Source organism: Cellulomonas shaoxiangyii (assembly GCF_004798685.1).
Lineage (GTDB): Bacteria > Actinomycetota > Actinomycetes > Actinomycetales > Cellulomonadaceae > Cellulomonas > Cellulomonas shaoxiangyii.
Genome location: NZ_CP039291.1, coordinates 3150737 through 3163374, shown reverse-complemented (window position 1 = coordinate 3163374; position 12638 = coordinate 3150737). Strand labels below are relative to the sequence as shown.

Annotated in this window: 13 protein-coding genes; 7 read left to right on the top strand and 6 right to left on the bottom strand. The window is 76.0% G+C overall.

Features of this window, described 5'->3' with window-relative positions; all coding sequences use genetic code 11:
- Positions 1 to 10 precede the first annotated feature (10 nt).
- The 5 genes from E5225_RS14115 to E5225_RS14095 form a co-directional block, all read right to left on the bottom strand.
- Complete coding sequence (locus tag E5225_RS14115) at positions 11 to 730, bottom strand: hypothetical protein (RefSeq protein ID WP_208012466.1); 720 nt, start codon at positions 728 to 730, stop codon at positions 11 to 13.
- Positions 731 to 732: 2 nt separating this feature from the next.
- A complete protein-coding gene (locus E5225_RS14110; protein WP_135972461.1) occupies positions 733 to 1200 on the bottom strand; it encodes an OsmC family protein in 468 nt (155 codons plus the stop codon).
- An 82-nt stretch (positions 1201 to 1282) separates the two neighbouring features.
- A complete protein-coding gene (locus tag E5225_RS14105) occupies positions 1283 to 2668 on the bottom strand; it encodes a GntP family permease (protein WP_135972460.1) in 1386 nt (461 codons plus the stop codon).
- Between the two features lie 52 nt (positions 2669 to 2720).
- The gene (locus E5225_RS14100) at positions 2721 to 3227 is read right to left on the bottom strand and encodes a gluconokinase (RefSeq protein WP_135972472.1); all 507 of its coding nucleotides are present in this window, start codon (positions 3225 to 3227) and stop codon (positions 2721 to 2723) included.
- 64 nt (positions 3228 to 3291) lie between these two features.
- Positions 3292 to 3822: a hypothetical protein gene (locus tag E5225_RS14095; protein WP_135972459.1), complete on the bottom strand. Its 531-nt coding sequence runs from the start codon at positions 3820 to 3822 to the stop codon at positions 3292 to 3294.
- Positions 3823 to 3915: 93 nt separating this feature from the next.
- On the opposite strand from E5225_RS14095, the gene E5225_RS14090 reads away from it, so the two are divergent.
- The 7 genes from E5225_RS14090 to E5225_RS14060 all read left to right on the top strand — a co-directional run bounded on the left by E5225_RS14090 (position 3916) and on the right by E5225_RS14060 (position 11022).
- Positions 3916 to 6243 carry a beta-galactosidase gene (locus tag E5225_RS14090; RefSeq protein ID WP_135972458.1) on the top strand — a complete coding sequence of 776 codons (2328 nt, stop codon included), beginning with the start codon at positions 3916 to 3918 and terminating at the stop codon, positions 6241 to 6243.
- Between the two features lie 95 nt (positions 6244 to 6338).
- Positions 6339 to 6749 (top strand): LbetaH domain-containing protein, encoded by a 411-nt coding sequence (locus tag E5225_RS14085; RefSeq protein ID WP_135972457.1) that lies wholly within the window; start codon positions 6339 to 6341, stop codon positions 6747 to 6749.
- A gap of 90 nt (positions 6750 to 6839) precedes the next feature.
- Positions 6840 to 7508: an AIM24 family protein gene (locus tag E5225_RS14080; protein WP_135972456.1), complete on the top strand. Its 669-nt coding sequence runs from the start codon at positions 6840 to 6842 to the stop codon at positions 7506 to 7508.
- Positions 7509 to 7749: 241 nt separating this feature from the next.
- On the top strand, positions 7750 to 9435 hold the full coding sequence (locus E5225_RS14075) for an FAD-dependent oxidoreductase (protein ID WP_135972455.1): 1686 nt from the start codon (positions 7750 to 7752) through the stop codon (positions 9433 to 9435).
- Between the two features lie 40 nt (positions 9436 to 9475).
- Positions 9476 to 9748, top strand: a complete 273-nt coding sequence (locus tag E5225_RS14070) for a metal-sensitive transcriptional regulator (RefSeq protein ID WP_135972454.1) — start codon at positions 9476 to 9478, stop codon at positions 9746 to 9748.
- Between the two features lie 52 nt (positions 9749 to 9800).
- Positions 9801 to 9980, top strand: coding sequence for a hypothetical protein (locus tag E5225_RS14065; protein ID WP_135972453.1), 180 nt, complete (start codon positions 9801 to 9803; stop codon positions 9978 to 9980).
- Between the two features lie 46 nt (positions 9981 to 10026).
- Positions 10027 to 11022 (top strand): squalene cyclase, encoded by a 996-nt coding sequence (locus E5225_RS14060; protein ID WP_135972452.1) that lies wholly within the window; start codon positions 10027 to 10029, stop codon positions 11020 to 11022.
- Between the two features lie 77 nt (positions 11023 to 11099).
- Here E5225_RS14060 and E5225_RS14055 read toward each other — a convergent pair whose 3' ends face one another.
- Entirely contained in the window at positions 11100 to 12569 is a 1470-nt protein-coding gene (locus E5225_RS14055; RefSeq protein ID WP_135972451.1) for a UDP-glucose dehydrogenase family protein, read from the bottom strand.
- Positions 12570 to 12638 lie beyond the last annotated feature (69 nt).

The following is a 12638-nucleotide window of genomic DNA, read 5'->3' as shown; positions in this document are numbered from 1 at the left end:
CGTGCGTGCGTCAGCGACCGCGCGGCAGCGACGGCGTGCGGCCGTTCAGGCGCGGCCGGTCGACGTCGTGCGCGACGCCCTCGACGACCTCCGGGAACCGCTGCGGCGGCGGGCCGAACGCGAGGCGCGCGCCGTCGACGACGGTCCGGCCCATCGCGCGCCCGCCCGCCACGCCGATCGCGGCGCCGATGCCGTAGGGCGCGAGGCGCCCGAGCGCGAGCCCGGCGAACTTGGCCGCCTGCTTCTGCAGCAGCTTGCGCGTCAGGGTGCTGTTGACCTGCTTCACCGAGGACCGCGGCATGCGCGTGAGCAGCAGGCGTCCCATGCGCACGGACGACATGCTGGCGGCGCTCTCGACGGCTTTCGCGCCGTCCTCGCCGAGCACGCTCGCGAGCAGCAGCGCCTTACGCCGCTCGGTGTCCTCGACCTCGATGCCGTGCACCGACGCGACGGCCAGCGAGAACGCCGCCGACGCGCCGAAGAACGTCGCGACGTCGCTGACCGTCAGGGCCGTCGCGATGCCGGTGCCCACGACGGGCGCCGCCGCGGCCGCCCCGACGGCACCGCCCGCACCGGCCACGACGAGCAGGAACTCCTTCTCGAGCAGCTCGATGATCCGGTCGGGCCCGGCCTCGGGGTTGCGCCGGCGCAGGCTCTCGACGTGCGCGTGGATGGTCGCGGACGGGATGGTCACGGCCTTGTCGAGGGCCGTCTGGACGAGCTTCGGCATGCTCAGCGCTCCTCGGTCACGTGCAGGGTGGTGGTGGCGCCGGCCTCGAGCGTGCGGCCGACGGTGCACTTCAGCTCGACGGCGCGGTGCACGACGGCCACGAGCCGCTCGCGCGCGGCGTCGTCGAGCGACGACAGGTCGACCTCGAGCTCCTCGGTGAGGTGCGGGTACCGGTCCTCGGTGGGGTGTGCGAGGCCGCCGACGCGGATCGTCACGCGCACGTCGTCGCCGAGCCGGCGCGTGAGCGCGGCGTCGCTCGACAGGCCCGTGCACGCGCCGAGCGCGATCTTCAGCAGCTCGCCGGGGGAGAAGGAGCCCTCGTCGCCGGTGGACCCGATCAGCACCTCGGCGCCGCGCGAGCTGCGACCGGTGTAGCGGCGCGGACCGGTGCGCTCCAGCCAGAGCGCGGTGTCACCGGCGTTGGCCATCGGGTCCCCCGCGGGGGCAGGGGTGTCCTGCTCGGTCGTCATGCGGCCGATCCTCGCACGGGGGGTGGACGGCCGCAGGGGACCGGGTGCCGGCGGCCGCGGCACCCGGTCCCGCGTCCCCCGGTCAGCCGACCGCGAAGAACACCAGCGCGATCGCGAAGCCCATGAGGCCGATGAGGGTCTCGAGGACCGTCCACGTCTTGAGGGTCGTGCGGACGTCCATGCCGAAGAACCGGCCGACCAGCCAGAAGCCGGAGTCGTTGACGTGCGACGTCATCACCGACCCCGCGGCGACGGCGAGCACGATCGCGGCGAGCTGCACGGCCGAGAAGCCGCCGGACGCGACCGCGGGCTCGATCAGGCCCGCGGTGGTGATGAGCGCGACCGTCGCCGAGCCCTGCGCGATCCGCAGGACCGTCGCGATGAGGAAGCCCGCGACGATGATCGGCAGCCCCAGGTCGCCGAGGGCGTCCTCGAGGGCGGCGCCGATGCCCGACGCCCGCAGCACCGCGCCGAACATGCCGCCGGCGCCCGTGATGAGGATGACCGAGCACACCGGGCCGAGCGCCGACTCGAGCAGCCGCTCGACCGCGGTCCGGTCGCGCCCGCGCCGCCGGCCCATCACCCAGGCGGCGACGAGCACGGCGACGAGCAGCGCGACGGGCGTCGAGCCGATCGCGCGCGCGACCTGCACCCACGTGGCGTCCTCGTCGACGACGCCCGCGCTGCCGAGGGTGTCCAGGCCCGTGTTGACGAAGATCAGCAGCAGTGGCAGCAGCAGCACGCCGAGGACCGTGCCGAACGACGGCGGGCGGTCGGGGTGCTCCTCGTCGGACGTCTTCCCGAGCAGCTCCGGCACGGGCAGCACCCACCGCCGCCCGGCCCACAGGCCGAACAGGTAGGACGTCACGTACCAGGTCGGGATCGCGACGACGAGGCCGAGCAGCACCACCAGCCCGGGGTTCGCGCCCAGCAGCTCCGACGCCGCGACCGGCCCGGGGTGCGGCGGGACGAACACGTGCATGACGGAGAACGCGCCCGCCGCCGGCAGCCCGTACGTGAGCACCGACCCGCCGAGGCGCCGCGCGACCGCGAACACGATCGGCAGCATGACGACCAGGCCGGCGTCGAAGAAGATCGGGAACCCGAAGATGAGCGACGCGACGCCCAGCGCCAGCGGGGCCCGCCGCTCCCCGAACCGCCGCACGAGCGTGTCCGCCATGACCTTCGCGCCGCCGGACGTCTCGACCATCCGGCCGAGCATCGCCCCCAGGCCGACGAGCAGGGCCACGGACCCGAGCGTCGTGCCGAAGCCGGTGGTGAGCACGTCGACCACCGACCCGGCCGGCACACCCGTCGCGAACGCCGTGACGAGCGAGACGAGGATCAGCGCGAGGAACGCGTGCAGGCGCAGCCTGATGATGAGGAAGAGCAGCAGCGCGATCGCCGCGGCCGCGATGCCGAGCAGCGGCCCGGCTCCCAGTGTCTGTTCCCAGTCCTCCGGTGGCACGGCTCCCCCTGGCGGTCGGCGCCCGCGGTGTCCCGCGGTGCGGGTCGGGCGGTCAGTCGGACGGCGGGCGTCCCGCGGGGACGAGCCCCAGCGCACGGATGGCGCGGTCCGCGACGGCGTCGGGCGGCACGTCGACGACGATCGTGACGCCCTGCTCCTCCTCGGCCAGCGGTTCGAGCGTCGCGAGCTGCGACGGCAGCAGCGTCGGGGGCATGAAGTGCCCGGACCGGCCGGACATGCGGCGCGCGAGCAGCTCGCGCGGGGCAGTGAGGTGGACGAACCGCACGCGCCCCTCGGCCGAGCGCAGCACGTCGCGGTAGCTCCGCTTGAGCGCCGAGCACGCGACGATGGACGGGTGGCCCGCGCGGGCCTGCTCGGTCAGCCAGTCGCGGATGCCCTCGAGCCACGGCCACCGGTCGGCGTCGTCCAGCGGCGTGCCGCCCGTCATCCGGGCGATGTTGGCGGGCGGGTGGAACTCGTCGGCCTCGGCGTACGGCCAGCCCAGCCGCTCGCGCAGCACCGTGGCGAGCGTCGTCTTGCCCGAGCCGGCGACCCCCATGACCACGACGTGCTGCACCGGCGCGTCCCCCGGCTGCCGCCCCCCTGCGTCGTCCACCACCCGTTCACCCTGCCGGAGACGCCGCGCGCGAGCCACCCGGGGATGCCGTCAGCGCGACGCGACGGGGCCCGCCCAGGTCGGTGCGCTCGTCCCAGGACCAGCCGGCGGCGGTCAGCCGGGACCGCAGCGCCGGGTCCACGCGCGCGTCGACGTCGTCCGGGGTCTCCAGCACGAGGACGAGCCGGCCGCCGGTGCGCAGGTGCGCGGCGACGGCAGCCAGACCCGCGTCCGCCGGCGCGGTCCAGAACGCGTTGACGTTGACCGCGACCACGACGTCGGCGGGCGGCGGGGCGTCCGGGAGGCGGCCGAGGTCGGCGAGCGCGCCCGTGTGCACGCCCCACGCCCCGGCGGGCGCGCCGACCTGCAGCCACGTGCGCAGGCGGTCGGTCGCCGTGGCGGACCGGTCCAGCGCGTCGTACCGGGCGACGGTCCCGACGAGGTGCGACGCGAGGCCCCGCGGGCCGCTGCCCACCTCCAGCACGCAGCCGCGCGTGAGCTCGGTGACGAGCCGGGCGGCCGCGGTGTGCCGGTCCACGGGCGCCTCCTCGCGTGCCGCCGGCTGCGGTGCCGTCCTGCGGACCGTACGCCGGGCGCGCGGCGCCCGCGACGTCGGTGAGGATGGGGGGTGATGAGCACCTCCGAGGTCCCCGCCCACCTGCACGTCCGCCCGGGCGGCTGGTCGCGCCCCCTGACCCGACCCGCGATGGCGAACGAGGAGGACGCCCGCCCCGGCCTGGCCCTGACCTCGCGGTACCTCGAGCGCGACGGGCGGCCGTGGGTGCCGGTCTCGGGGGAGGTGCACTACGCCCGGATCCCGCGCGAGCGGTGGCGCGAGCGGCTGCAGCTCGTGCGGTCGGGCGGCGTCGACGTCGTCTCGACGTACGTCACGTGGATCCACCACGAGCCGGAGCGCGGGCGCGCCGACTTCACCGGCGGGCTCGACGTCGCGGCGTTCGTGCGGCTCGCGGGCGAGCTCGGGCTGCACGTCGTGCTGCGCGTCGGGCCGTGGGTGCACGGCGAGGTGCGCAACGGTGGCTTCCCGGACTGGGTGCAGGCGGCGCCGGTGCGCCACCGGACGGACGACCCGGCGTACCTGGAGCTCGTGCGGGAGTGGTTCGGCCGCCTGGGGGAGCAGCTCGCGGAGGTCTGCCGGCCCGGCGGCCCGGTGCTCGCGGTCCAGCTCGACAACGAGCTCTACGACCAGCCCGACCACCTGGTGACGCTCAAGCGGCTCGCGCGGGAGGCGGGGATCGTCGCGCCGCTGTGGACGGCGACCGCGTGGGGCGGTGCGCAGCTGCCCGACGGTGAGGTGCTGCCGCTGTACGGCGGGTACGGCGACGGGTTCTGGGTCGACGCCGACGCGGGCTGGCACCCCGCGTTCCGCGCGCACTACCTCGTCTCGCACACGTGGGACGACCCGGGCATCGGCGCCGACGTCCGCGGCGAGGAGCCCGCGGCGGCGACGGTCGACCGCGACGAGTCCTGGCCGCCGGCGACGTGCGAGCTCGGCGGCGGCATGGCCACGGCGTACCACCGGCGGCACGCGCCGACCGCGCTCGACGTCGCGACCGTCGCGCAGACCAAGCTCGCGGCCGGGTCCGCGTGGCAGGGCTACTACATGTACGCGGGCGGCACGAACCCGGCCGCCGGGCTGCAGGAGTCGCAGGCGACCGGCTACCCGAACGACGTGCCGACCTTCGACTACGACTTCCACGCCCCGATCGGCGCCGCCGGGGTGCTCGCGCCGTCGCACGCGGCGCTGCGCGTGCAGCACGCGTTCCTCGCCGCGTTCGGGGACCGGCTCGCGACCATGCCCTCGACCCTCCCCGACGAGGTGCCGACGGGCGTCGACGACGCGGCACGCCTGCGCTGGGCCGTGCGCGCGGACGACGACGGCACCGGGTTCGCGCTGCTGGCGTGGCACCAGCCGCACGTGGCGCTGCCCCTGCTGCGCGGCGTCCGCCTGCGCGTCGACCTGCCCGGCGGGCCGCTCGTGCTGCCGTCGTCGCCGGTCGACGTGCCGCCGGGCACGCTCGCCCGCTGGCCGCTGGGGCTGCGTGTGGGGGGCGAGGCCGGCGTGCGGCTGCGCTGGGCCACGGCGTCGGCGCTCACCGAGCTGGGCGACGGCACGCTCGTGCTGCTCGCGCACGACGGTCTGCCCGCCGAGGTGGCGGTCGACGCCGCGGTCGAGGCGGCCGGTGACGGCTGGACGACCGTCGCGCCCGGCGTGCACCGGGCCGACCCGCGCACGGGCGGCCTGCTCGCGCTCGCGGGCGGGGCGGCGCGCGTGCTGGTCGTCGGCGCGTCGGACGCCGACCGCGTCTGGGTCGTCGAGGGACCGGCGGGGCGGGAGCTGCTGCTCGCCGACGCGCCGCTGTGGACGGACGGGGACGACGTGGTGGTGCGCTCCGCCGACGTGCCGGTCGTGCGCCGGTGGGTCGGCGACCGGTGGGCGGCGGTCGACGTGGCCCCCGACGCGCCGGTGGCGGGGGAGGCCGCGCCGTCCGGCGGGGCCGTGCGCACGGCGTGCGTACGCCCGGCCGGCGACGTGCCCGTGTCCTACGGCGAGGCCGGCGGCCGTGCGTCCGCGCCCACGCCGGAGCGCGTCGCCGCGCTCGCGGCCGAGCACCGGCTCGCGGACGTCGGCACCCCCGTGCCGGGCACCGTGCGGCTGCTGCGCGTCGACTGGGCCGGGGACGTCGCCCAGCTGCTCGTCGACGGCCGGGTGGTCGCGGACCGGTTCGGGGACGGCAGCCCGTGGCACGTCGACCTCGACGTGCTCGACGGCGCGGAGGGTGACCGCGTGGGCGTGCGCGTCCTGCCGCTGCACCCCGACGCCCGCGTCTGGCTCCCGGCGGACGCGGCCGACCGACGGCGGTCGGTGCGCGGTCCGCTGGGTGCACTCGACGCGGTGTCGGTGGCCCGGACGACGACGTGGCGTGCGCCGCTGGGCTGAGGCGGCGGCCGCCGGTGGCGGCCGGTTGGACAGACGTCCGGTTCGCGTCGGATCATGGGAACATCCCATGTCTGTACCGCGTTAGGACATGTGCTATGAGGAAGCGATACGAGGAACTCGAGACCGACGACGGCCGTGTGATCCGCTACGTCCGGCACCGGAACGGCGGCGGCATGGTCGCCAAGGGCGCACGCGTGTCCGAGGACGCCTTCGTCGCCGACGGCACCTGGGTCGACCCGGGCGCGCAGGTGCAGGCCGGCGCCCACGTCGGCCGGCACTGCTGGGTCGAGCCCGGCGCCGTCGTCGCGGAGGGTGCACACCTGGCCACGTACGTGCACGTGGGACGCGACGCCGTGCTCGGCCGCGACGTCCGGCTCGGCTCACGGGCCGAGGTCGGCGCCGGCGCGCGCCTGGAGGACGGCGTGGTCGTGGCCCCCGAGGCGCACGTCCCCGAGGGTGCCGAGGTGCGCCCCCGCGGCTTCCCGCCGCACGTCCTCGCGGCGTAGCCCGCTCCACCCGAAGGAGGGCAGGGCCGCCACGGCGGTTCACCCGCCGGTGCGGTCTGCCGGCGCCCGGGGACCGGCAGGATGGCGCCCATGCGCAGCGAGATCTTCGACCAGGCCAACCTCGAGGTGGACGGCAGCCGCCGGTTCGCCCTGCAGAACCGCAAGATGCTCAAGGTGGCGCTCGGTGAGCCCGTCATCGCCGCCAAGGGCGTGATGGTGGCGTACCAGGGCGCCGTCCAGTTCCACCACAAGGGCGCCGACAGCCTCGCCAAGTTCGTCAAGCGGGCCATCAGCTCCGACGACCAGGCGCTCATGACCGTCTCCGGGCAGGGCGACGTGTTCTTCGCCCGCTACGCGCACGACGTGTTCATCCTCGAGCTCGAGGGCGACGCCCTCAGCATCGGCGGCGGCAACCTGCTCGCGTTCGACGCGGCCCTGCAGTGGGACCTGCACCGCACGCGGGGCGCCGGGATGATGACGGGCGGCCTGTTCAGCACCCTCATCCACGGGCACGGCTCGGTCGCGCTGACGTCCGACGGCCCGCCGGTCATCCTCGACTGCTCGCAGCAGCCGACGTTCGTCGACCCGACCGCCGCGGTCTGCTGGTCGGCGAACCTGTCGCCCGAGGTCGTCTCCAGCATGAACGTGTCGTCGCTGCTGCGCGGCGGCACGGGCGAGGCGTTCCAGTACAAGTTCCACGGGCCGGGCTTCGTCATCGTCCAGCCGTCGGAGGGCGTGCCGGTGGTGGCCGCGGGCTGACCCCAGCCCGTCCGGTCCCGAGCGGGCGCCACGCCCCGGTCCCCTCCGCACGGCGGGGGCCGGGGCGGCGCGCGTCGGGGACCTTCACGTGACGGCCACCGGGTGCACATACCCCCGGGGGTATGGTCGACGGCATGACGACCTCCCCTTCCCGGCGCCCCGCGTCCGCGCCGACGGCGCCCGCGGCCGGCCCGCCCCTCCCCGCCGTCGTGGCGGCGACCGACCCCACCGGGGCGCCGCGATGAGGCTCGTCGTCGTCGGGGGCGTGGCCGGCGGGATGAGCTGCGCCGCGCGTGCGCGCCGACTCGACGAGTCGGCCGAGATCGTCGTGCTCGAGCGCGGGGAGCACGTCTCGTTCGCGAGCTGCGGCCTGCCGTACCACGTGGGCGGCGAGATCGAGGAGGCCGACGGGCTGCTCGTCCAGACACCCGAGTCGCTGCGCGCCTCGCTCCGCCTCGACGTGCGCCCCGGCCACGACGTGCGCGGGGTCGACACCGAGCGCCGGGTGGTGACGGTTCGCACGGCCGCGGGGGAGCAGGAGCTCGCGTACGACGCGCTGGTCCTGGCCCCCGGCGCGCGGGCCGTGCGACCGCCGGTCCCGGGCCTGGACTCGCCGCGCGTGCGCACGCTGCGCACCGTCGCCGACGCGGTCGCGCTGCGTACGGGCGTCGACGCCGGCGCCCGCCGGGCCGTCGTGCTGGGAGCCGGGTTCATCGGGCTCGAGGCGGCCGAGGCGCTGGCGCACCGCGGGCTGCAGGTGACCGTGGTGGAGCGGGCCGGGCACGTGCTGCCGCCGCTCGAGGACGAGATCGCCCGCCCCGTCACCGAGGAGCTCGCGCGCCTCGGCGTCGACGTGCGCGCCGGGACCGCCGCGACGGCCGTCGAGGCGGGCACGGACCACGACGTCGTCGTGCTGTCGGACGGGTCCCGCGTGCCCGCGCATCTCGTGGTGCTGTCGGCCGGCGTGCGGCCGGACACCGAGGCCTTCGAGGCCGCGGGGATCGTGTGCGAGCGCGGCGCGATCGTCGTCGACGAGCACGGGCGCACGTCGGCGCCCGGCGTGTGGGCGGTCGGGGACGCCGTCGTGTCGACCGACGCCGTCACGGGCGTGCGCCGGCCCGTGCCGCTGGCCGGTCCGGCCAACCGTGCCGGGCGGCTCGTGGCGGACGACATCCTGCGCCCCGGGTCGGCGCGTCCGCTGCCCGCACCGCTCGGCACGGCGGTCGTGCGCGTCGGCGCGCTCACCGCCGCGACGACCGGCGCGAACCGGGCGGCGCTCGACGCGGCGCAGGTTCCGTACCGCACGCTGCACCTGCACCCGAACCAGCACGTCGGCTGGTTCCCCGGTGCGGCGCAGATCCACCTCGTCGTGCACGTCGGGGCGCAGGACGGACGCCTGCTGGGCGCGCAGGCCGTCGGCACGGACGGCGTCGACAAGCGGATCGACGTCCTCGCGACCGCGCTGCGCGCCGGCCTCGCCGTCGACGACCTCATCGACCTCGACCTCGCGTACTCCCCGCCCTACGGGCAGGCCAAGGACGCGGTGAACCTCGTCGGCATGGTCGGCGCCAACGTCCTCGACGGCACGCTGCGGCTCTGGTACGCCCAGGACCTCGACGCCGTGCTGGACTCGGCGCTCGTCCTCGACGTGCGTACCGCCGCCGAGGTCGCCACGGGCATGCTGCCCGGCGCCCTGCACGTCCCGCACACGCAGCTGCGGGCGCGCCTGGACGAGGTGCGCGCGGCGGTAGCCGGCCGGCCGGTGCGCGTGCTGTGCGCGTCCGGGGTCCGCTCGGCGATCGCGCACCGCGTCCTCGCGCAGGCGGGCGTCGACTCCGCGTCGCTGTCCGGCGGCGTCCTCACGCTGCGCGCGGTGCTCGGTGAGCGTGCCGACGCCATGCTGACGGCCGCACCCGCCCTCGTCTGAGCCCACTCGTCCCGACCTCCGCCCGACCGGAAGGACCCTCGTGATCAGCACCGACGCGGACGCCCAGCGCCGCATCCTGCACCGGCTGACCCGCGCCCGCGGCCAGCTGAGCGCCGTCATCGACGCCGTCGAGAACGGCGGCTCGTGCCGCGACGTCGTGACCCAGCTCGCCGCCGTGTCCAGCGCGCTCGACCGCGCCGGCTTCGCCGTCATCGCCACCGCGATGAAGGAGTGCGTCACGGAGCCCGACGGCGAGCGCGCCGACGGCATCACCACCGCCGAGCTCGAGAAGCTCTTCCTCACGCTCGCCTGAGCACGACCCCCGCACGACCCCGCACGACCCCCACCCTGAAGGAGAACGTCCCGTGTGCTTCCCCACCGCCTGCACCACCTGCGGCAAGACGACCTGGAGCGGGTGCGGCCAGCACGTCGAGGACGTGCGCCGTGCCGTCCCCGCGGCGCAGTGGTGCCCCGGCCACGCCGACGCCCCGGGCGCTGACGCGTCGGCGTCCGGCGGCTTCTGGTCCCGCCTGCTGCGGCGGTGACGCCGAGGGGTTCCCGCCGCCCCCCGGCCCGGTGTTCCCTGGGGCCGTGACCGCACCCGTGCCGACCGAGTGGCTGCTCGACTCCGACCCCGCCTTGCGCTGGCAGGTCGAGCGCGACCTGCTGGACCTGCCGGAGGAGACGTGGTCCGCGACGCGGGCCCGCGTCGCGACCGAGGGGTTCGGCGCGCAGCTCCTCGCGCTGCAGGACCCCGACGGGCAGTGGGCGGGCGGCGCGTTCTTCCCCGCGGGCTTCGACTTCGCGTCGGTCGAGACGGCGGGGCAGCCGTGGACCGCGACGACCTGGTCCCTGAACTCGCTGCGGGAGTGGGGCGTCGGTGCCGACGCGCTCGCCGGCACCGCCGACCGGCTCGCCGCCCACGCCCGCTGGGAGTACGACGACCTGCCGTACTGGGGCGGTGAGGTCGACTGCTGCATCAACTCCTGGACGCTGTCCAACGGGCTGTGGCTCGGCGCGGACGTGGACGGGATCGTCGACTGGTTCCTCGCGCACCGCATGGACGACGGCGGGTGGAACTGCGAGTGGGTGGAGGGGTCGACGCGGTCGTCGTTCCCCTCCACCCTCAACACCCTCAAGGGCCTGCTCGACTACGAGCTCGCGACCGGCGACCGGGAGCGGGTGCGTGCGGCGCGCCTCGCGGGTCAGGAGTACCTGCTCTCCCGCTCGCTGTTCCGGCGGCTGGCGACGGGCGAACCGTTCGCGCCGTGGGCCCTGCGCCTCGCGTACCCGTTCCGCGCGTACTACAGCGTGCTCAACGCCGCCGACCACCTGCGCGCCGCGTCCCTGCACGACGGCACCCCGCCCGACCCGCGCACGGCCGACGCGATCGAGCACATCCGCGCCGCGCGGCAGCCGGACGGGACCTGGCTCCAGGAACGGCGGCACCCCGGTGCGGTGTGGTTCGAGGTCGACGTGCCGGCGGGCGAGCCGTCGAGGTGGCTGACGTTCCTCGCGACCCGCGTGCTGCGCTGGTGGGACGGCGAGCCGCCCGCGGGCGAGCCCCCGACCACCACCACCGTCTGACACCCGGCCGGCACGGGCGCGGCCGACGGCGAGGGGGCCCGCGCACGGTGCGCGGGCCCCCTCGTGGTGCGGTCTCGTCAGCGGGTCGCCGCGAGCGCGTCCTCGGCGATCGCGAGGGCCGTCGCGAGGTCGACCTCGTCGGCGGCCGAGGCGGTGAGCTCGACCGTGCGCGGCAGCAGCGGGCGGCCCAGCGCGCGGTAGTCCCAGCCGGCGGCGCGGTACGCGTCGGCGTCGAGGGCGTGGCGGCCGTCGACGATGCGGCGGTGGGCGACGAGCCAGCCCATCATCTCCGGGTCGGCGGTGCGGAACTGCGACCACTCGGTGAGCAGCGCCACGACGTCCGCACCGTGCAGGGCGGCCGGCATGCTCTCGGCGTAGGTCAGCTCCGGGTACGTGCGGCGCGCGTTGTCCATCGCCTCGGGGTCGTACACCTGCACGATCGCCCCCTCCTCGTGCAGCATGCGCGCCACGTCGAGCGCCGGGGCGTCGCGGATGTCGTCCGAGTTCGGCTTGAACGCGGCGCCGAGCGCGGCGACGCGGACGCCCGCGAGGGACCCGCCGGCGAGCTCGCGCACCAGGTCGACCGTGCGCTTGCGGCGGCGGACGTTGATCGCGTCGACCTCGTGCAGGAACGCGACCGCCTGGCCGACGCCGAGCTCCTCGGCGCGGGCCGCGAAGGCGCGGATGTCCTTGGGCAGGCAGCCGCCGCCGAAGCCGAGGCCCGGCTTGAGGAACCGGCCGCCGATGCGGTCGTCGAACGACAGCGCCTTGGCCAGCAGGTTCACGTCGGCGCCGGTGACCTCGCAGACCTCGGCCATCGCGTTGATGTAGGAGATCTTCGTCGCGAGGAACGAGTTGGCCGCGACCTTGACGAGCTCGGCGGTCGCGAGGTCGCACTCCACCAGCGGCGTCCCGCGGTCGAGCACCGGGCGGAACGCGGCCGCGAGCTGCGCCGACGCCCACGCCGACGTCGTGCCGAACACGAGGCGGTCGGGCGCGAGCGTGTCCTGCACGGCGTAGCCCTCGCGCAGGAACTCCGGGTTCCACGCGAGCTCGATGTCCGTGCCGGCCGGCGCGGTCGCGTGCAGACGCTCGGTCAGGGCCTGCGCGGTGCCGATCTGCACGGTGGACTTGCCGACGACGAGAGCGCGGCGCGTCAGGTGCGGTGCGAGGGCGTCGACCGCGGCGTACACGTACGACAGGTCCGCGGCCTGGGAGTCCTTGCGCTGCGGCGTGCCGACGCAGACGAAGTGGACGTCGCCGAACTCGCCGGCCTCGGCGTAGTCCTGCGTGAACCGCAGCCGGCCGCTCGCGAGCGCGTCGACCAGCATGGCCTGCAGGCCGGGCTCGAAGAACGGCACCTCGCCGGCGGACAGGCGGGCGATCTTCGCCGCGTCGACGTCGACGCCGAGCACGTCGAACCCGAGGGCGGCCATGCAGACCGCGTGCGTGGCGCCGAGGTAGCCGGTGCCGATGACGGTCATGCGGGGACGGGCGACGACCGGGATGCCGTCGACGCTCGTGGGGACGGGCAGCTGCTCACTCATGGGGTCCTCCAGGGTGTGCGGGGCCTGCCCACGGCGGTGCGCGGGCCGGACAGAGGGGGTGGGGGCGTA